Genomic DNA, 19,564 nt, shown 5'->3' on the forward strand with positions numbered 1-19,564 from the left:
GAGGCACCGCATGAGCCCCCAAGACCACCACGACGCCCCGCACGACGACGTGCCGACCTCGCGTTTCAACATCTCCCGCTGGGCGCTGGAGCACCAGCCGCTGACGCGCTACCTGATGGTGGTGCTGATGGTGCTGGGCTTCGCCGCCTACTTCCAGCTCGGCCAGGACGAAGACCCGCCGTTCACCTTCCGCGCGATGGTGGTGCAGGCCTACTGGCCCGGCGCGACGGCGCAGCAGATGGCCGAGCAGGTCACCGACAAGATCGAGAAGACGCTGCAGGAAGCGCCGTACGCCGACAAGATCCGCAGCTACACCAAGCCGGGCGAGTCGCTGACGATCTTCAACATCAAGGACAACTCGCCGCCGAAGGAAGTCAACAACGTCTGGTACCAGACGCGCAAGAAGATCGGCGACATGCGCTCGACGCTGCCGTCCGGCGTGATCGGCCCGGTGTTCAACGACGAGTTCGGCGACGTCTACGGCTCGATCTTCGCGCTGTCGGCCGACGGGTTCACGTATGAAGAACTGCGCCAGCGTGCCGAAGAGGTGCGCCAGAAGCTGCTGAAGCTGCCCGACGTGGCCAAGGTGCAGGTGTTCGGCGCACAGCCGGAGAAGATCTTCATCGAGATCTCGCAGAAGCGCCTCGCGTCGCTGGGGCTGGATTTCAACCAGGTCATCACGCAGATCGGCGCGCAGAACGCGGTCGAAGGCGCCGGCGTGCTGAACGCCGGCAGCGACAACCTGCAGGTGCGCGTGGGCGGCCAGTTCAACTCGGTCGACGAGCTCGCGGCCTTCCCGATCCGCGCCACCAACGCCAGCACCGGCGCGGCCAGCACGCTGCGCCTGTCCGACATCGCGACCATCAAGCGCGACTACGTCGACCCGCCCGCCGTCAAGGTGCGCCACCAGGGCCACGAGGTCATCGCGCTGGGCATCTCGATGAACAAGGGCGGCGACATCATCGAGCTCGGCAAGGTGCTGAGGGGCCGGGTGTCGCAGATCCAGAAGGAGCTGCCGATCGGCATCGAGCTGTCGCAGATCCAGGACCAGCCGTCGGCGGTGACCACTTCGGTGGGCGAGTTCGTGCACGTGCTGATCGAGGCCGTGATCGTGGTGCTGGCCGTCAGCTTCATCAGCCTGGGCCTGCACACCCGGCCGCTGCGCATCGACGTGTGGCCGGGCCTGGTGGTGGGCATCACGATCCCGCTGGTGCTCGCGATCACCTTCGTCACGATGTTCTACTGGGGCGTCGGGCTGCACAAGATCTCGCTGGGCTCGCTGATCATCGCGCTCGGGCTGCTGGTCGACGACGCGATCATTTCGGTCGAAATGATGGTGCGCAAGCTCGAAGAGGGCTACGACAAGATGCGCGCCGCGACCTTCGCCTACGACGTGACCGCGATGCCGATGCTGACCGGCACGCTGATCACCGCGACCGGCTTCCTGCCGATCGGCCTGGCCAAGTCGACGGTGGGCGAGTACACCTTCGCGATCTTCGCGGTGACCACCGCGGCGCTGCTGATCTCGTGGGTGGTGTCGGTCTACTTCGTGCCGTACCTCGGCGCCAAGCTGCTGCACGTGCGCAGCAAGATGCATGGCGGCGAAGAGCACCACGAGTTGTTCGACACGCCGTTCTACGCGCGCTTCCGGCGCGCGGTGAACTGGTGCGTGCAGCACCGCTGGATCACGATCGGCATCACGATCGGCATCTTCGTGCTCGGTCTGATGGGCATGGGCAAGGTGCAGCAGCAGTTCTTCCCCGATTCGAGCCGGCCGGAGATCCTGGTCGACCTGTGGCTGCCCGAAGGCGCCACCATCCAGTCGAGCGAGGCCCTGGCCAAGCGCTTCGAGGCCCGCATGCTGAAGGAGCCGGGCATCGTCGACGTGTCGATCTGGGTCGGCAGCGGCGTGCCGCGCTTCTACCTGCCGCTCGACCAGATCTTTCCGCAGAGCAACGTCAGCCAGGTCATCCTGATCCCGAAGGACCTGGCCACGCGCAACGACCTGCGCCGCAAGCTGCCGACGCTGCTGGCCGACGAGTTCCCCGATGCGCGCGGCCGCGTCAAGCTGCTGCCCAACGGCCCGCCGGTGCCGTACCCGGTGCAGTTCCGCGTGATGGGACCGGATGCGGCGCAGGCCCGCGCCTGGGCCGACAAGGCCAAGGACATCCTGCGCACCAACACCAACATGCGCGGCGTCAACGACAACTGGAACGAGTCGGTCAAGGTGCTGCGCCTGGAAGTCGACCAGGACAAGGCGCGTGCGCTCGGCGTGACGAGCCAGGCCATCGCCACCGCGTCGCGCACCATCCTGTCGGGCAACACCGTCGGGCAGTACCGCGAGGCCGACCGGCTGGTCGACATCGTCGTGCGCCAGCCGCTGGACGAGCGCAATGCCATCACCGACATCGGCAACGCCTACCTGCCGACCGCGAGCGGCCGCTCGATCCCGCTGACGCAGATCGCCAAGATCGGCTTCACCTGGGAGCCCGGCGTGCTGTGGCGCGAGGGCCGCGACTATGCGGTGACGGTGCAGGGCGACGTGGTGCAGGGCATCCAGGGCCCGACCGTGACGATGCAGATCTGGCCCGAACTCGACAAGCTGCAGAAGACCATGCCCGACGGCTACCGCATCGAGATCGCCGGCGAGGTGGAGGAGAGCAGCAAGGGCACCGGCTCGATCGCCGCCGGCGCGCCGCTGATGCTGTTCATCATGTTCACGCTGCTGATGCTGCAGCTGCACAGCGTCAGCCGCTCGATCCTGGTGTTCCTGACGGCGCCGCTGGGCATCGCCGGGGTGTCGGGGGCCTTGCTGCTGCTGAACCGGCCGTTCGGCTTCGTCGCGCTGCTGGGCGTGATCGCGCTGGCCGGCATGATCATGCGCAACTCGGTGATCCTGATCGACCAGATCGAGCAGGACCGCTCGCGCGGCGTGCCGGCCTGGGAGGCGATCGTCGAATCGGCGGTGCGGCGCTTCCGCCCGATCGTGCTGACGGCGGCGGCCGCGGTGCTCGCGATGATTCCGTTGTCGCGCAGCGTGTTCTGGGGGCCGATGGCGGTCGCCATCATGGGCGGGCTGATCGTCGCGACGGCGCTGACGCTGCTGGCTTTGCCGGCGATGTATGCGGCCTGGTTCCGCGTCAAACCGGCGGAAGTCGAAAGAGCGGCCGCAAGCAGCTAAACTACGCGGTTTACCGAATCGCCTAAAAGGGGAAGCTTCGGCTTCCCCTTGCTTTTATTGCAACACCGTGCGCGGGTGGCGAAATTGGTAGACGCACCAGGTTTAGGTCCTGACGCCAGCGATGGTGTGGGGGTTCGAGTCCCCCCCCGCGCACCAGCTAACGAAACCAGAGAGTCCAGACAATCATGGCTGTCACTGTAGAAACCCTCGAGAAACTCGAACGCCGCATCACGCTCACGCTGGCGGCCGACACGATCAACAACGAGGTCGAATCGCGCCTGAAGCGCCTGTCCCGCACGGTCAAGGCCGACGGGTTCCGCCCCGGCAAGGTTCCGATGAGCGTGGTGTCCCAGCGCTACGGCTACTCGGTGCAGTACGAAGTCATGAACGACAAGGTCGGGCAGGCGTTCGCACAGGCCACCGCCGAAGCCAAGCTGCGCGTCGCCGGTGCCCCGCGCATCAGCGAGAAGGAAACCGCGCCCGAAGGCCAGATGGCCTTCGACGCCGTCTTCGAGGTGTACCCCGAGGTCAAGCTCGGCGACCTGTCGGCGGCCGAGGTCGAGCGCGTCAGCACCGAAGTGACCGATGCCGCGATCGACAAGACGCTGGACATCCTGCGCAAGCAGCGCCGCACCTTCACGCAGCGCCCGCAGGGCGAGGCTGCCGCCGAAGGCGACCGCGTGACGATCGACTTCGAAGGCAAGATCGACGGCGTGCCGTTCGACGGCGGCAAGGCCGAGGGTTTCCAGTTCCTGATCGGTGAAGGCCAGATGCTCGAGGCCTTCGAGAAGGCGGTGCGCGGCATGAAGACCGGCGACTCGAAGACCTTCCCGCTGCAGTTCCCCGAGGACTACCAGGGCAAGGACGTCGCCGGCAAGGAAGCCGACTTCCTGGTCACGCTGAACAAGGTCGAGGCGCAGAACCTGCCCGAGGTCAACGACGCGCTGGCCAAGTCGCTGGGCATCAAGGAAGGCACGGTCGACGCGCTGCGCGCCGACATCAAGCGCAACCTCGAGCGCGAGGTCAAGTTCCGCGTGCTGGCCCGCAACAAGTCGTCGGTGATGGACGCGCTGGTCAAGAGCGCCGAGCTCGACCTGCCGACCTCGCTGGTCAACGGCGAAGTCGAGCGCATGACCGAAGGCGCCCGTGCCGACCTGAAGAAGCGTGGCATCAAGGACGCCGACACCGCGCCGATCCCGGCCGAGATCTTCCAGCCGCAGGCCGAGCGCCGCGTGCGCCTGGGCCTGGTCGTCGCCGAACTGGTTCGCTCGAACAACCTGCAGGCCAAGCCCGACCAGTTGCAGGCGCACATCGAAGAGATGGCGCAGAGCTACGAGAAGCCGGCTGAAGTGGTGCGCTGGTACCTGGGCAGCCGCGAGCGCATGGCCGAGGTCGAGGGCGTGGTCATCGAGAACAACGTCACCGACTTCGTGCTGGGCAAGGCGAAGGTCACCGACAAGGTGCTGCCGTTCGACGAACTGATGGCCGGCTGATCTCGTCAGCCGTCATGCGAAGGGCGCCGGGCTGAAAGGCCTGGGCGCCCTTTCTCTTTTCGCCCTTTTCTCTTTTCTTTGAACGCGGACTTGTCGCGACATAATCAAACCCAATCTCCGTGGGACTATCACGAACCTCCTCAAGGACGCAAGGACGATCATGAGCGCGCTGGAAACACAAAGTCTGGGCATGGTGCCCATCGTCATCGAGCAGTCGGGCCGCGGGGAACGGGCCTACGACATCTACAGCCGCCTGCTGCGCGAGCGGGTCATCTTCCTGGTGGGGCCGGTCAATGACCAGACGGCCAACCTGGTCGTGGCGCAGCTGCTGTTCCTCGAAAGCGAGAACCCCGACAAGGACATCTCGCTGTACATCAACTCGCCGGGCGGTTCGGTCAGCGCGGGCATGTCGATCTTCGACACGATGCAGTTCATCAAGCCCGACGTGTCCACGCTGTGCATGGGCATCGCCGCCAGCATGGGCTCGTTCCTGCTGATGGCCGGCGCCAAGGGCAAGCGCTTCGCGCTGCCGAATTCGCGCGTGATGATCCACCAGCCGTCGGGCGGCGCGCAGGGCCAGGCCACCGACATCGAGATCCATGCACGCGAGATCCTGAAGACCCGCGAGCAGCTGAACCGGATCTATGCTGAGCGCACCGGGCAGTCGATCGAGAAGATCCGTGCCGACATGGAGCGCGATTTCTTCCTCGATCCGACCGAAGCCAAGGACTACGGCCTGGTCGACCAGGTGCTGACGCAGCGGACCCCGCCCGCCGCCACCTGAGCTGACAGATCGGTGACCGGCCTCGGGTAAAACCGGGGTTGAAACCGCATGAAACCTTGGAACGGGGCCCATTTGGGCCCCTTTTCCACGGCCTGGGCCCGAATTCTTTTGCTCTATCATTGACTCAGCCTTCCTAACGCACAGCGCATCCATCCATGGCCGACAAAAAAGGCTCCTCCAGCGAGAAAGTCCTGTACTGCTCCTTCTGCGGCAAGAGCCAGCATGAGGTGAAGAAACTGATCGCCGGTCCGTCGGTCTTCATCTGTGACGAGTGCATCGAGCTTTGCAACGACATCATTCGCGATGAAGTGCCGGCCGACACCGCCGAGGCCCGCGCCACCAAGTCCGACCTGCCGGTGCCCAGCGAGATCAAGGCGAGCCTCGATCAATACGTGATCGGGCAAGACACCGCCAAGCGCACGCTGTCGGTGGCCGTGTACAACCACTACAAGCGGCTCAAGCACATGGCCTCGTCCAAGGACGACGTCGAGCTGAGCAAGAGCAACATCCTGCTGATCGGCCCCACCGGCTCGGGCAAGACGCTGCTGGCCCAGACGCTCGCGCGCCTGCTCAACGTGCCGTTCGTGATCGCCGACGCGACCACGCTGACCGAAGCCGGCTACGTCGGCGAAGACGTCGAGAACATCATCCAGAAGCTGCTGCAGAACTGCAACTACGACGTCGAGAAGGCGCAGCGCGGCATCGTCTACATCGACGAGATCGACAAGATCTCGCGCAAGGCCGACAACCCGTCGATCACGCGCGACGTGTCGGGCGAGGGCGTGCAGCAGGCGTTGCTGAAGCTCGTCGAGGGCACGATGGCCTCGGTGCCGCCGCAAGGCGGCCGCAAGCACCCGAACCAGGACTTCCTGCAGATCGACACGACGAACATCCTGTTCATCTGCGGCGGCGCCTTCGATGGCCTCGAGAAGGTCATCCAGAACCGCTCCGAGAAATCGGGCATCGGTTTCGGTGCGACGGTGCACACCAAATCGGAACGCCGCGTGTCCGAGGTGTTCCGCGAGGTCGAGCCCGAAGACCTGATCAAGTTCGGCCTGATCCCCGAACTGGTCGGCCGCCTGCCGGTGGTCGCCACGCTCGGCGAGCTGACCGACGACGCGCTGGTGCAGATCCTGACCGAGCCGAAGAACGCGCTGCTCAAGCAGTACCAGAAGCTGTTCGCGATGGACGGCGTCGAGCTTGAAGTGCGGCCTTCGGCGCTCGCGGCCATCGCCCGCAAGGCGCTGGCGCGCCGCACCGGCGCACGCGGCCTGCGCTCGATCATGGAGCAGTCGCTGATCGACACGATGTTCGAATTGCCGACGCTCGACGGCGTCGCGAAGGTGGTGCTCGACGAGCACACGATCGAGGAGGACGTGAAGCCCTTGCTGGTTTACCGAGAGCAGAAGGCCAGCGCCTGAACAGGGCCTTCGCCACGACAACGGATCCTGATGTTTGCCGGTGCATCACACTGCGCCGGCTCCTTGCAAACGAATGCTTGAGCCCTAGATGGGCTTGAGAAAGAGAGGTTCCAATGTCCGGACATCCCGTCTTGCCCGCTGAGCCCATCACGATGCCGCTGCTGCCGCTGCGGGATGTGGTGGTGTTTCCCCACATGGTGATTCCGCTGTTCGTCGGGCGCCCGAAGTCGATCAAGGCACTCGAAGCCGCGATGGAAGCCGGCCGGCAGATCATGCTCGTCGCGCAGCGCGCGGCCGGCAAGGACGAGCCCAAGCCCGACGACATGTTCGAAGTGGGCTGCGTCTCGAGCATCCTGCAGATGCTGAAGCTGCCCGACGGCACGGTGAAGGTGCTGGTCGAAGGCATCCAGCGCGCCAACACGCATTCGATCAGCGACAACGGCGAGCACTTCATGGCCGAAGTGACGCCGGTGCCGCCCGAGACCGAGGCCAAGCCCGAGGTCGAGGCGCTGCGCCGCGCGGTGACGCAGCAGTTCGACCAATACGTCAAGCTCAACAAGAAGATCCCGCCGGAGATCCTGACCTCCATCGCGGGCATCGACGATGCCGGCCGCCTGGCCGACACGATCGCGGCGCACCTGCCGCTGAAGCTCGAGAACAAGCAGTCGGTGCTCGACCTGTTCGCAGTCGACAAGCGGCTCGAGAAGCTGCTCGAGCAACTCGAACACGAAGTCGACATCCTGCAGGTCGAGAAGCGCATCCGCGGGCGCGTGAAGCGCCAGATGGAAAAGAGCCAGCGCGAGTACTACCTGAACGAGCAGGTCAAGGCGATCCAGAAGGAACTCGGTGACGGCGAAGAAGGCGCCGACATGGAGGAACTGGAAAAGAAGATCACTGCGGCGAAGATGCCCAAGGAGGCCCGCAAGAAGGTCGATGCCGAGCTGAAGAAGCTCAAGCTGATGTCGCCGATGTCCGCCGAGGCGACGGTCGTGCGCAACTACATCGACACGCTGATCAACCTGCCGTGGACCAAGAAGACCAAGATCAAGCACGACCTGCCGAATGCAGAGGCCGTGCTGAACGAGGACCACTACGGCCTCGAGAAGGTCAAGGACCGCATCCTTGAATATCTCGCGGTGCAACAGCGCGTCGACAAGGTCAAGGCGCCGATCCTGTGCCTGGTCGGCCCCCCGGGCGTCGGCAAGACCTCGCTCGGCCAGAGCGTGGCGCGCGCCACCGGGCGCAAGTTCGTCCGCATGGCGCTGGGCGGCATGCGTGACGAGGCCGAGATCCGCGGGCACCGCCGCACCTACATCGGCTCGATGCCGGGCAAGGTGCTGCAGAGCCTGTCGAAGGTCGGCACGCGCAACCCGCTGTTCCTGCTCGACGAGATCGACAAGCTGGGCATGGACTTCCGTGGCGACCCGTCGAGCGCATTGCTCGAGGTGCTCGACCCCGAGCAGAACCACACCTTCAGCGACCACTACGTCGAGGTCGATTTCGACCTGAGCGACGTGATGTTCATCGCCACGTCGAACTCGATGAACATTCCGCCGGCGCTGCTGGACCGGATGGAAGTGATCCGCCTGGCGGGTTACACCGAGGACGAGAAGGTCAACATCGCCCAACGCTACCTGCTGCCGAAGCAACGCAAGAACAACGGCGTGCAGGACGAGGAGATGGACGTCACCGAATCGGCGATCCGCGGGATCATCCGCTACTACACGCGTGAAGCCGGCGTGCGTTCGCTCGAGCGCGAGGTGTCCAAGATCTGCCGCAAGGTGGTGAAGAGCATCCAGCTGAAGAAGCAGGTCGGCAAGATGGTCGTCAGCGAAGAGAACCTGAACGACTTCCTGGGCGTGCGCCGCTTCAACTACGGCCAGGCCGAGAAGCGCAACCAAGTCGGCCAGGTGGTCGGCCTCGCGTGGACGGAAGTGGGCGGCGATCTGCTGACCATCGAGACCGCCGTGATGCCGGGCAAGGGCAACATCATCCGCACCGGCTCGCTCGGCGACGTGATGAAGGAGTCGGTCGAGGCTGCACGTTCGGTGGTGCGCAGCCGCGCACGCCGCCTGGGCATCAAGGACGAGATGTTCGAGAAGCGCGACATCCACATCCACGTGCCGGATGGTGCGACGCCCAAGGACGGCCCGAGCGCGGGTGCTGCGATGACGACGGCATTCGTGTCGGCGCTGACCAACATCCCCGTGCGAGCCGACGTGGCGATGACGGGCGAGATCACGCTGCGTGGCGAGGTCACGGCCATCGGGGGCCTGAAGGAGAAGTTGCTCGCGGCGCACCGGGGCGGCATCAAGACGGTGCTGATCCCGGAGGAGAACGCGAAGGATCTTCAGGACATTCCGGAGAACGTGAAGAACCATCTCGAGATCGTGCCGGTGAAGTGGATCGACCAGGTGCTTGAGATCGCGCTTGAGTCGGTGCCGCAACCGCTGGCCGATGAAGAGGTGCCGAAGGTCGACGGCAAGACCGAAGCTGCGGCAACGACGCCTGCAGCACCGGCCACGGCGCCTGCGACCGACGCGCTGAAGCACTGAAAAAAGTCTGAAAAAAATCGGCCGCTCTTGCGAAGCGGCCGATTTTGAACATATACTGTGAGTCTTGGTTGATACAGCAAAGCAAGTGCAGCGATGCAGATGCAAAGCAAGTTGATCAAGTGGTCGAAAGATCAGGCCGAAAGGTCAGGCAAAGCGGGAGTAGCTCAGTTGGTAGAGCGCAACCTTGCCAAGGTTGAGGTCGCGAGTTCGAGCCTCGTCTCCCGCTCCAAATTCAAAGGGAAGCTTTCGAGCTTCCCTTTTTGCCAAGATGGCCCGAACGCTGGTCTTTAAGCACAAAGGGTCTTCGAGGCAAGGCAAGTTAACGGGGCGCGGTAGCAAAGCGGTTATGCACCGGATTGCAAATCCGTGTAGGTCGGTTCGACTCCGGCCCGCGCCTCCAGCAAAGACGGCCGGATCCATGGCCAGAACGCCTCGCACTGCGAGGCGTTTTTGTTTCTCTGAACGCCAACGCCGATGGAAATGTCCACCTTTGAGGCGCTCAAACTCGCGGCCGTGGGGATCACGCACCTGTTCTCGGATGCGTTGCACATTCACGTGGGGCTGTTGGTGCTGTTTGTCGCTGCCATGGTCACCAGGAAGCCATTGAGTTCGCTGGTTCCCTGGTCGGTAGTCCTGGTCGTGCTCGCGTTCGGCGAAGTCATGAACATGCAGCAAGACCTTCGGAACCTGGGCTACTGGCGCTGGCAGCAAAGCCTGCACGGCCTCGTCAATGCGCTCGTCTGGCCGACCGTGTTCCTGTTCGTGGCGCGATCCCGTTCGCCGTTGCTTCCTCGCGGCTGAAGCGAGGTCCCGTGTCGGCGCGGCGCGCGCCGGCAACGACACCGGCCGTGTGCAATCAGCACATCAGAATGTTGGAAGCGCGATATCAGATTCCCACCGCGCTGCTCGTCTCCAGCAGGTGCCGCATCGCCGATCGCATCAGCGGATCGTCGCTGTCGGCGAGCGTGCTGGCTTCCAGGTGCCAGATCGGGTCGCCGAGCAGGTAGGTGCACAAGGCCTTCAGGTCGGGGCAGCAATCGTCCGGCAGCGTGTTCAGGAAGTGCAGCGCATCGCGCGGCTCGTTGCGCAGGATCGGGATGAAGGCGCCGATGGCCAGCGCCGACGGCGCGACGTTCGACAGGTCGCGCAGCTGGAACCACAGCGCTTCCGCGCGGCCGAGTTCCTGGCGCACGATCGCGGCGGTCATCTCCTCGACCAGGTGGGCAATATCGTCTTTGGTGTGCGGGCTCATGACGGGCTTTCGGAAAGGTGCCGGACGCGGCCGCAGCGCGGCCTGTCCAGCAGGTCGATCTTCGTCAAGGGGGGCGGCGGGATTCAGTCTCCCCCCGGCGCCATCGATTTCAGGCGCTGGATGATGGCGGCTGCGGCACCGGCCGGGCCGGCTTGCTGGCCGCCCTGGGCTTGTTCGCCACCACCACCGCCGCCCACCAGGCTGCCGAGGGCTTGCAGGCCGGGGGCCTTGCTGAGGGCTTGCGTGGCCATGGGAAGGACGCGGGTCAGTGCGGCACCGATTGCGGGAATGGGCATGTGGAATCCTTTCGGTTGGGACGCGGTCGGGGTGACCGCGCTGAAAGGAAGTCTCGTCGGCGCCGGGCCGGCGTCGCGGCCCCGATGCGAAGCGCGCGATGCCGGGGCGAAGTGTCGCCCCGACATGCCGAGACTCAGGGCCTGATCTGGTCGATCTGCACCGCCACGCCGGTGGTGCCCGGCTTCACCACCGGCCCCTGGCCGATCAGGTCGCCGGCCGACGGCGTCGCGCTGCCGTTGCGCGACACCCGCACCTCGATGCGCACCTCGGGCACGCTCGACAGCTTGAACTCCGGGCTCATCGCGGTCGAGTCGTCGAGCACGAAATCCATCGGCAGGTCGGACACCAGGCCGCGCTTCACGGCCAGCGGCATGCGCGGGCCCTGCGGCGCGCGGGCGAACACGAACACCGTGTCGCCCGGCTGGACCTTCGATGCGAGGGCAGGGGACAACGTCACGCGCCCGCTGACCGACGTTGCGGCCCCAGCCGAAGACTTGGTGGCGGCAGAGGTCGACGGCGACGACGCGCGGGCAGTGGCGGCGACGGGCGCCGAAGCGGACCCTGCGGCAGCCCCGGCCGTGCCGCCGCGGATCTCGGCCAGCGTCTGCACGATGAACTTCGCGTAGTCCGACTCCGGCGGCAGCATCGGCAGCAGCTGCTGCCACTGCGCCGCAGCGGTCTTCATGTCCTGCCGCTGGTAGGCCGCCGTCGCCGACATCGACAGCGCCATCGCGTTGTTCGGGTCGACGGCCAGCGCCTGCTGCACCAGCTTCAGCGGCTTGCCCTGCAGGTCGCCGTTCGCGACCGTCGCGAGCACGTCGGCGTACTCGGTCAGCATCACCGGGTCGCGGTCCAGCAGCTCGGAACCGACGTGCCCGAAGGCCTTCGCCGAATCGGCCGGCCGGCCCATCGCGCGGTATGAGCGGGCCAGCACCATCCAGGCCTTCGAATCGTTCGGGTTCTTCGCGACGCGCGCCTCGATCGTGGCGATCATCTGCTCGATCTGCTGCTGCGTCACGTCGCCGCGCTGTGCGGGCGGCGGCGGCGGGTTCAGCGCGGCCGGGTTGCCACGCCAGGCGTACAGGCCCGCGGCCAGCACCGGCAGCGCAAGCGCGAGCGCCACCACCGTGCTGCGCCCCGACGCCCGGGGTGCGATCAGCGGCTCGGCCACGCCGGCATCGGCCAGCAGGCGCTTCTGCAGCTCGCCGCGCGCCTGTTCATGGTCGGCCGACCCGATGGTGCCGGCCGCGAGGTCGCGGTCGAGCTCGGCCAGCTGGTCGCGGTAGACGGCGGTGTTGGCGTCGCGCGCGGTCGATTCGGCGGCCTGGGCGGCGCGCCGCCACGGTCGCAGCAGCACGAGCAGGGTGGCGGCGACAAGCAGTGCCGCGGCGATCAGGAAGGTTGCCATCTCAGGTGCGTGTTGTTGTTGTTGTGGGGTCGCTGTTCAGCAGCGCCGTGGCGCGCTGTTGCTCCTCGGCGGTCAGCGCGACGGCATCGGGTGCGGTGCGGCGGCGCAGGAAGGTGACCAGCGCCACCAGCCCGCCGCCCAGCAGCACGAAGGGGCCGAGCCACAGCAGGTACGTGGTCGGCTTCATCGGCGGCCGGTAGCGCACGAAATCGCCATAGCGGCTGACCAGGAAGTCCATCACCTCCTGGTCGGTCTTGCCCTGGCGGATCAGCGTGCGGATCTCGCGGCGCAGGTCTTCGGCCAGGTCGGCCCGCGAGCCGGCCAGCGACTCGTTCTGGCACACCAGGCAGCGCAGTTCCTCGGCGATGCCGACCAGCCGCGCCTCGACCACCGGGTCCTGGGCCAGCGGCGGTGCGTCGGCGGCGTGCGCGCTGCAGGCGAACGCAATGGCCAGTGCGGCTCCCACGATCACGCGCCTCATGTGCCGAGTTCCTTGAGCATCGGGATCACTTTCGAACGCAGCACGTCGTTGGTCAGCGGGCCGATCTGCTTGAAGCGGATCGTGCCGGTCTTGTCGATCAGGTAGGTCTCGGGCACGCCGTAGACGCCGTAGTCGATGCCGACGCGGCCATCGGCATCGACGGCCGTCGCGACGTACGGGTTCCCGAACTCGCTCAGCCAGCGCCGGGCCTCGTCGCCCTTGTCCTTGTAGTTCAGGCCGACCACCGGCACCAGGTTCAGCTTCGCGAAGTTGACCAGCACCGGGTGCTCCTCGCGGCACGGGCCGCACCAGGTGGCCCACACGTTGAGCATCCACACCTTGCCGCGCATCTCCTGCGGGGTGAACTTCGCGGCGTCGCCGGACGCATCCAGACGCGGCAGCGAGAACATCGGCGCCGGCTTGCCGATCAACGGCGACGGCACCTCGTGCGGGTCGTGGTTGAGGCCGACCGCGAGGAACAGCGCCAGCACCGCGAACAGCCCCAGCGGGATCAGGAAGTATTTCTTCATGCCGCCACTCCGGTGGCGCCCGACAGCGGCAGGCTGACGCGCTGCTTCAGCTTGAGCCGGTAGCGCTTGTCGCTGGCGGCCAGCGCACCGCCGGCGGCCATCAGCAGGCAGCCGAGCCAGATCCACACGACGAAGGGCTTGTAGTACACCCGCACGCTCCAGGCCGCGGCCTTGCCGCCAGTGCCGGCTTCCAGCGGCTCGCCCAGCGAGACGTACAGGTCGCGCGTCAGGCCGCTGTCGATCGCGGTCTCGGTCATCGGCATCTGCGACGACAGGTAGTTGCGCTTCTCGGGGTTCAGCTTGCTCAGCACCTGGCCGTCGCGAGAGAGTTCGACGTCACCGCGCTGCGCGATGTAGTTGGGGCCGCGCACCTCGTTCACGCCCAGCAGCTTGACGGTGTAGCCGCCGAGCGCGACGGTCTGGCCGACTTCCATGCGCACGTCCTTCTCGACCTCGTAGCCCTTCACCATCGTGACGCCGACGACGAAGGTCGCGATGCCGATGTGCGCCAGGTGCATGCCCCAGTACGCGCGCTGCGGCCAACCCGATTTCAGGCGGGCGCGGATCTGGAACGCACTGCTCGCGACGATCCACACCGCCAGCAGCAGGCCGAGCGCGACCAGCGGCGACCAGCTGCCGACGAGCATCGGCAGCAGCGCGCCCAGCACGACGGCGATGCCGGCGGCCATCCACAGGCGCTGCGAGATGTCGCGCGCATCGGCGTGCTTCCAGTTCGCGACCGGGCCGATCGCGATCAGGAACAGCAGCGGCACCATGATCGGCACGAACACCGAATTGAAGTAGGGCGGTCCGACCGACAGCTTGCCGAGGCCGAGCCCATCGATGATCAGCGGGTACAGCGTGCCCAGCAGCACCGAGCCGGCGGCGACCATCAGCAGCACGTTGTTGATCAGCAGCAGCGTCTCGCGCGACATCAGCGCGAACGCGCCGCCCAAGCCGACCTTGGGCGCGCGGTACGCGAACAGGCTGAGCGAGCCGCCGATCACCGCGCTCAGGAACAGCAGGATGAAGATGCCGCGCTTCGGGTCGGTCGCGAAGGCGTGCACCGAGGTCAGCACGCCGGAGCGGACCAGGAAGGTGCCGAGCAGCGACAGCGAGAACGCGCAGATCGCGAGCAGCACGGTCCAGTTCTTGAAGCTGCCGCGTTTCTCGGTGACGGCCAGCGAGTGGATGAGCGCGGTGCCGACGAGCCACGGCATAAATGACGCGTTCTCGACCGGGTCCCAGAACCACCAGCCGCCCCAGCCGAGTTCGTAGTAGGCCCAGTACGAGCCGAGCGCGATGCCCAGCGTCAGGAAGGTCCAGGCGACGTTGGTCCACGGGCGCGACCAGCGCGCCCAGGCGGCGTCGAGCGTGCCGGCCAGCAGCGCGGCGATCGCGAAGGCGAACGCCACCGAGAAGCCGACGTAGCCCATGTAGAGCATCGGCGGGTGCACGATGAGGCCCGGGTCCTGCAGCAGCGGGTTCAGGTCCTGGCCTTCGGCGGCGGCGGGGATCAGCCGGTCGAACGGGTTGGACGTGAGCAGCATGAACGCGAGGAAGCCGGCGGCGACGAGGCCGAGCACGCCGATCACGCGCGCGACCATCGGCAGCGGCAACTGGCGCGACAGCAGGCTGACGGCGAGCGTCCAGCCGTTGAGCATCAGCAGCCACAGCAGCAGCGAGCCTTCATGGCCGCCCCAGACGGCGGCCGCGCGGTAGGCGGTGGGCAGTTGGGAGTTGGAGTGGTCGGCGACGTACTGCACCGAGAAGTCGTTGGCGATGAAGGCCTGCATCAGGCAGGCGAACGCGAACGCGACGAGCAGGAACTGCGTCTGTGCGGCGGGCCGCGCGAGCGAGGTCCATGCGGGCTTGTTGCGGTGTGCGCCGACGATCGGCAGCACGCCTTGCACGACCGAGACGAGGAAGGCGAGGATCAGCGCGAGGTGGCCGAGTTCGGGAGTCATTTGAGTGTGTTCCTCATCTTCTTGGCTTCCTCGACCGCGTGGGCGGCCTCGGGTGGCATGTAGTTCTCGTCGTGCTTGGCCAGCACTTCGGTGGCGACGAAGGCCCCATCACCATCGAGCTTGCCTTGCACGACGGCGCCCTTGCCCTCCTGGAACAGGTCGGGAAGGATGCCGGTGTAGCGGATGGCCACGTCTTTCTCGGTGTCGGTGATCATGAAGCTGACGGTCATCTGGTCGCGCTTCAGGGTGCCCTGGCGCACCATGCCGCCGACGCGGAAGGCCCGGTCCTTCGGCGCTTCGCCCGACACCACCTGCGAGGGCGTGAAGAAGAACGCGACGTTGCTGTTCAGCGCGTTCAGCACGAGCGCGGCGGCGACGCCGAGGCTCGCTACGGCACCGATGATGATCGCGAGTCGTTTGTGGCGGGGTTTCATTTTGTCGGTCACTTCTTTTGTCTTGGTGCGCGTGCGGGGCGGCGGGCGGTATGCGCTGGGGGCTCAGCTCATGCCTCGTGCTGATCCTTGAGCGATCGCAACAGTTCCACGCGTTGCTGGCGCAACAGCAAACTCTCGACAAGCATCGCCAGCGCACAGGCCCCGAAGCTGCCCCAGACGTAGAAGGCGTAGCCGCCCATCGCGAAGAAATCACCCACGCTGTTCCACTGCATCATGCTTTCTCCAGCGTCTGCCGCACCCAGTCGGCATGACGTTCACGTTCGAGGATGATGTTGCGCACCCGCGCAAGCGCCACCGCGATCGAATACATCCAGAAGGCCAGCGCCATCAGCAGCATGCCCCACAGCATCGTCATGGCCATCGACGGCGACTTCGTCATCGAGATCGTCGCGCCCTGGTGCAGCGTGTTCCACCACTTCACCGAGAAGTAGATGATCGGCACGTTCACCACGCCCACCAGCGCCAGCACCGCGCCGGCACGGTCAGCACGCTTCGGGTCTTCGATCGCAGCCTGCAGCGCGAGGAAGCCGAGGTACAGGAAGAACAGGATCAGCTCCGACGTGAGCCGCGCGTCCCACACCCACCACGTGCCCCACATCGGCTTGCCCCACAGCGAGCCGGTCACCAGCGACAGCAGCGCGAAGATCGCACCCGTCGGCGCCAGCGCCGAGGCCATCATCGACGACACCCGCGTGTTGAACGCCAGGCCGATGCCGGCCCAGAAGGCCATCGCGCAGTAGATGACCATCGACATCCAGCTCGCCGGCACGTGCACGAAGATGATCCGGTAACCCTCGCCCTGCGTCGCGTCGGTCGGCGCGACGAAGAAGCCGATCCACAGGCCGGCGAGGGTCAGCAGCGCGGCAAGGCCCGCAAACCACGGCTGCAGCTTGCCGGCGAGCGGGTAGAAGGTGGCGGGCGATGCGTAGCGCATCCACGGGCTGGCTGATTGCTTGTCCATCATTCGATTGAGATGCGAAGGGCCGCGGTGGTGGCCCAGGGTGCGAAGAATACGGCGAGCGCGAGCAGCGCCCCGAGGATCGACAACTGCGCCGACGAACCCAGCCCGGCACTCTGCGCCTCGACCGCGCCGGCGCCGAAGATCAGCGTCGGCACGTACAGCGGAAGCACCAACAGCGCCAGCAGCGTGCCGCCGCCGCGCACGCCGAGCGTCAACGCGGCGCCGATCGCGCCGATCAGGCTCAGCACCGGCGTGCCCAGCAGCAGCGCGAGCATCAGCACCTGCAGCTCGCCGGGGTTCAGGTTGAACTGCAGCCCGAGCAGCGGCGCCAGCAGCACCAGCGGCAGGCCGCACAGCAGCCAGTGCGCTGCGATCTTGCCAGCAACCAACAGCGCGAACGGGCGTGGCGACAAGGCCATCTGCTCCAGCGTGCCGTCGGCATGGTCGCTCGCGAACAGCCGCGGCAGCCCGAGCAGCGTCGCCAGCAAGGCCGCGACCCACAGCACGCCCGGCCCGATGCGGCGCAGCATCGCCGGCTCCGGCCCGATGCCGAGCGGGAACAGGCTCACGACGACCACGAAGAAGAAGAGGGCAGTGACGACCTCGCTGCGCCGGCGGGCGGCCAGCAGCAGGTCACGGCGCAACGCGACGAGAAGCGTGTTCATGCCGAGAGGCTCATGGTCTCGCCGGCCGGCAGCGGCGCAGGCTGGTGGCTGGTCAGGATCGCGAGGCCCCCTTGCGCCAGGTGCGCGCCGATCAGCTCGCCCATCAGCTCGACCGCATCGGTGTCCAGCGCGGCGAACGGCTCGTCCAGCACCCACAGCGTGGCCGGGCGCACCAGCAGCCGCGCCAGCAGCACGCGGCGCTTCTGGCCGGCCGACAGCACGCGCGTCGGCAGGTGGCCGCGCCCGCGCAGGCCGATGCGGCGCAGCGCCTCGCCGGCCTGGGCGTCGTCCAGCGCCACGCCGTCGATCGCGCAGGCCTGGCGCAGGTTCTCGAACGGCGTCAGCTCGTCCTTCACGGCCGCCTGGTGGCCGAGGTACAGGCAGGCGCGGCGGAAGTCTTCGCCGGCGGCACGGATCGGGACGTCGTTCCAGCGCACCTCACCGTCGTCCGGCGGGTTCAGCCCGACCAGCGTGCGCAGCAGCGTCGTCTTGCCGGCGCCGTTGAGGCCGCCCACCTGCAGCCAGCGGCCGGGCGCGAGCGACAGGCTCAGGTCGGCGAACAAGGTCCGGTCGCCGCGCGAGCAGCGAAGGTGATGGGCACTGAGCATGGGGTGGGGAACGACGGATGCGGGGAGAGAGGGGGATGGAGGTCGGATCAGTGATGGGTCCAGGCCCAGCCCGGGAGTATCGGTGCCCCCGCGAAACCTCACATCAGGGACAGCACGATCTGCGCCATCGCCGCTGCAGGCCCAGGCCGGCCGCATCCGGTTGCCTTCGTTCACATCTGATTCAGAACTGGTCTGGACGAGCAAAAAGAGTCACCGTTTCTTCTGGAACAGGATGTAAGGTCCCCTCCGTTTGCCAACTATTGACACATTTTCAGGGGTTTTCGGGACGAAGATCCGCTCCGCCATGCAGGCACGTGACCTGCGTAGGACATGGATCAAGAGACGGTCGAACGATTCCGAGGGAATGAAGTGCAGTTGATTCCGGAGGGCCTCGTGTCCAGCAAGCCAGTCAGGTTGACAAGCACCGCCAAACACGCCGAATCGGCCGTGCGGGGCGGTGGCTGGCTGCGCCGCGAGGAAGTCATCATGGCCACCTCGGTCTCGGTCGAGCTGTGGAGCGACGACCGGGCCGCCGGCGAAGCCGCAATTGCTGCCGTGATGGCCGACATGCAGCGCATCGACTGGACCATGAGCCCGGTCAAGGCGTCGTCCGAGCTGTCGCGCATCAACCGCGAAGCCGCCGCGCACCCGGTGGCGCTCAGCAACGAGCTGTACGGCCTGCTGGAGCGCGCACTGCATTTCTCGAAGCTCTCCGACGGCGCGTTCGACATCACCTTCGCCAGCGCCGGCCAGCTCTACGACTACCGCGAGCAGCGCGCACCGACCGAGGCCGAGCTGGCCACGGCCCGCGCCGCGATCGGCTGGCAGCAACTGCTGCTGGATCCGCAACACAAGACCGTCCGCTTCGGCCACCCCGGCATGCGCATCGACCTGGGCGGCTTCGCCAAGGGCCATGCGGTGGACCGGGCGGCCGCGATCCTGCGCGGCCACGGCATCCACCACGCGGTGGTGGCGGCCGGCGGCGACAGCTACGTGCTCGGCGACCGGCGCGGGCGCCCCTGGAACATCGCGGTGCGCGACCCGCGCCGCCCCGGCGAGGTCGTCGCGGTGCTGCCGCTGGAAGACGTCGCGATGTCGACCTCGGGCGACTACGAGCGCTTCTTCGAGCGCGACGGCGTCCGTTACCACCATGTGATCGACCCGAAGACGGGGCGGTCCGCGCACGGCCTGCGCAGCGTGACCATCCTCGCCGAGGACGGGGTCACCAGCGAAGGCCTGTCGAAGAGTGTGTTCGTGAAAGGCCTTGCAGAGGGCATGCGGCTCGTCGAGTCGCAGGAGGGCGTCGATGCGATCGTGATCGACGCGGACGGTGTTCTGCATTACTCCTCCGGCTTGCTGGGCGCCGCCCCGCAGTCCGGCAACCCAGGCCGGCAGTGACACGACCGGCCACATCGGAGGCGAGAAGATGAAGTACCCCACAGCAACCCAGGTCCCCGCGAGCGATCGCAGGCCGGTCCGAGGCAGCCTCCGGTTCGCGGGAGCGGC

At 66.7% G+C, this 19,564-nt stretch carries 18 protein-coding genes and 3 tRNA genes; 10 read left to right on the top strand and 11 right to left on the bottom strand.

The features are described 5' to 3' along the window. Positions 1 to 10 precede the first annotated feature (10 nt). The 9 genes from ACXJLU_RS08545 (at position 11) to ACXJLU_RS08585 (ending at position 10,235) form a co-directional block, all read left to right on the top strand. A complete protein-coding gene (locus ACXJLU_RS08545; RefSeq protein ID WP_457329998.1) occupies positions 11 to 3,181 on the top strand; it encodes an efflux RND transporter permease subunit in 3,171 nt (1,056 codons plus the stop codon). Positions 3,182 to 3,250: 69 nt separating this feature from the next. Further along, positions 3,251 to 3,337 (top strand) — tRNA-Leu (locus ACXJLU_RS08550). A 29-nt stretch (positions 3,338 to 3,366) separates the two neighbouring features. Beyond that, positions 3,367 to 4,674 (top strand): trigger factor, encoded by a 1,308-nt coding sequence (gene tig, locus ACXJLU_RS08555; protein ID WP_457329999.1) that lies wholly within the window; start codon positions 3,367 to 3,369, stop codon positions 4,672 to 4,674. 160 nt (positions 4,675 to 4,834) lie between these two features. Then, positions 4,835 to 5,458 (top strand): ATP-dependent Clp endopeptidase proteolytic subunit ClpP, encoded by a 624-nt coding sequence (gene clpP, locus ACXJLU_RS08560; RefSeq protein WP_073463947.1) that lies wholly within the window; start codon positions 4,835 to 4,837, stop codon positions 5,456 to 5,458. Between the two features lie 155 nt (positions 5,459 to 5,613). Further along, the gene (clpX, locus tag ACXJLU_RS08565; RefSeq protein WP_073463948.1) at positions 5,614 to 6,879 is read left to right on the top strand and encodes an ATP-dependent Clp protease ATP-binding subunit ClpX; all 1,266 of its coding nucleotides are present in this window, start codon (positions 5,614 to 5,616) and stop codon (positions 6,877 to 6,879) included. Between the two features lie 113 nt (positions 6,880 to 6,992). After that, complete coding sequence (gene lon / locus ACXJLU_RS08570; RefSeq protein ID WP_457330000.1) at positions 6,993 to 9,434, top strand: endopeptidase La; 2,442 nt, start codon at positions 6,993 to 6,995, stop codon at positions 9,432 to 9,434. Between the two features lie 153 nt (positions 9,435 to 9,587). After that, positions 9,588 to 9,663, top strand: a tRNA-Gly gene (locus ACXJLU_RS08575). A 97-nt stretch (positions 9,664 to 9,760) separates the two neighbouring features. Next, positions 9,761 to 9,834 (top strand) — tRNA-Cys (locus tag ACXJLU_RS08580). Positions 9,835 to 9,908: 74 nt separating this feature from the next. Then, positions 9,909 to 10,235: a hypothetical protein gene (locus tag ACXJLU_RS08585; protein ID WP_457330001.1), complete on the top strand. Its 327-nt coding sequence runs from the start codon at positions 9,909 to 9,911 to the stop codon at positions 10,233 to 10,235. Positions 10,236 to 10,320: 85 nt separating this feature from the next. Here the strand turns inward: ACXJLU_RS08585 and ACXJLU_RS08590 are convergent, their stop codons facing one another. The 11 genes from ACXJLU_RS08590 to ccmA all read right to left on the bottom strand — a co-directional run bounded on the left by ACXJLU_RS08590 (position 10,321) and on the right by ccmA (position 18,058). Further along, entirely contained in the window at positions 10,321 to 10,686 is a 366-nt protein-coding gene (locus ACXJLU_RS08590) for an HrpB1 family type III secretion system apparatus protein (RefSeq protein WP_457330002.1), read from the bottom strand. 83 nt (positions 10,687 to 10,769) lie between these two features. After that, a complete protein-coding gene (locus ACXJLU_RS08595; RefSeq protein WP_457330003.1) occupies positions 10,770 to 10,982 on the bottom strand; it encodes a hypothetical protein in 213 nt (70 codons plus the stop codon). A 134-nt stretch (positions 10,983 to 11,116) separates the two neighbouring features. Further along, positions 11,117 to 12,391 carry a c-type cytochrome biogenesis protein CcmI gene (gene ccmI, locus ACXJLU_RS08600; RefSeq protein WP_457330004.1) on the bottom strand — a complete coding sequence of 425 codons (1,275 nt, stop codon included), beginning with the start codon at positions 12,389 to 12,391 and terminating at the stop codon, positions 11,117 to 11,119. A 1-nt stretch (position 12,392) separates the two neighbouring features. Next, positions 12,393 to 12,872: a cytochrome c-type biogenesis protein gene (locus ACXJLU_RS08605; RefSeq protein ID WP_457330005.1), complete on the bottom strand. Its 480-nt coding sequence runs from the start codon at positions 12,870 to 12,872 to the stop codon at positions 12,393 to 12,395. Continuing rightward, positions 12,869 to 13,402 (bottom strand): DsbE family thiol:disulfide interchange protein, encoded by a 534-nt coding sequence (locus ACXJLU_RS08610; protein WP_457330006.1) that lies wholly within the window; start codon positions 13,400 to 13,402, stop codon positions 12,869 to 12,871. The genes ACXJLU_RS08605 and ACXJLU_RS08610 overlap by 4 nt, the downstream gene beginning before the upstream one ends. After that, positions 13,399 to 15,369, bottom strand: coding sequence for a heme lyase CcmF/NrfE family subunit (locus tag ACXJLU_RS08615; RefSeq protein WP_457330007.1), 1,971 nt, complete (start codon positions 15,367 to 15,369; stop codon positions 13,399 to 13,401). The genes ACXJLU_RS08610 and ACXJLU_RS08615 overlap by 4 nt, the downstream gene beginning before the upstream one ends. After that, on the bottom strand, positions 15,366 to 15,803 hold the full coding sequence (ccmE, locus tag ACXJLU_RS08620; RefSeq protein WP_457330008.1) for a cytochrome c maturation protein CcmE: 438 nt from the start codon (positions 15,801 to 15,803) through the stop codon (positions 15,366 to 15,368). The genes ACXJLU_RS08615 and ccmE overlap by 4 nt, the downstream gene beginning before the upstream one ends. 68 nt (positions 15,804 to 15,871) lie before the next feature. Further along, positions 15,872 to 16,039 carry a heme exporter protein CcmD gene (gene ccmD, locus ACXJLU_RS08625; RefSeq protein WP_457330009.1) on the bottom strand — a complete coding sequence of 56 codons (168 nt, stop codon included), beginning with the start codon at positions 16,037 to 16,039 and terminating at the stop codon, positions 15,872 to 15,874. Next, positions 16,036 to 16,785 (bottom strand): heme ABC transporter permease, encoded by a 750-nt coding sequence (locus ACXJLU_RS08630; protein ID WP_457330010.1) that lies wholly within the window; start codon positions 16,783 to 16,785, stop codon positions 16,036 to 16,038. The genes ccmD and ACXJLU_RS08630 overlap by 4 nt, the downstream gene beginning before the upstream one ends. Beyond that, positions 16,785 to 17,450 carry a heme exporter protein CcmB gene (gene ccmB / locus ACXJLU_RS08635; protein ID WP_457330011.1) on the bottom strand — a complete coding sequence of 222 codons (666 nt, stop codon included), beginning with the start codon at positions 17,448 to 17,450 and terminating at the stop codon, positions 16,785 to 16,787. Before ccmB ends, ACXJLU_RS08630 begins: the two co-directional genes overlap by 1 nt. Continuing rightward, positions 17,447 to 18,058, bottom strand: a complete 612-nt coding sequence (ccmA, locus tag ACXJLU_RS08640) for a cytochrome c biogenesis heme-transporting ATPase CcmA (protein WP_457330012.1) — start codon at positions 18,056 to 18,058, stop codon at positions 17,447 to 17,449. Before ccmA ends, ccmB begins: the two co-directional genes overlap by 4 nt. A 393-nt stretch (positions 18,059 to 18,451) precedes the next feature. Here ccmA and ACXJLU_RS08645 point away from each other — a divergent pair, with 393 nt between their 5' ends. Beyond that, positions 18,452 to 19,456: an FAD:protein FMN transferase gene (locus ACXJLU_RS08645; protein WP_457330013.1), complete on the top strand. Its 1,005-nt coding sequence runs from the start codon at positions 18,452 to 18,454 to the stop codon at positions 19,454 to 19,456. Positions 19,457 to 19,564 lie beyond the last annotated feature (108 nt).

This window comes from Rhizobacter sp. P5_C2, from assembly GCF_054049715.1.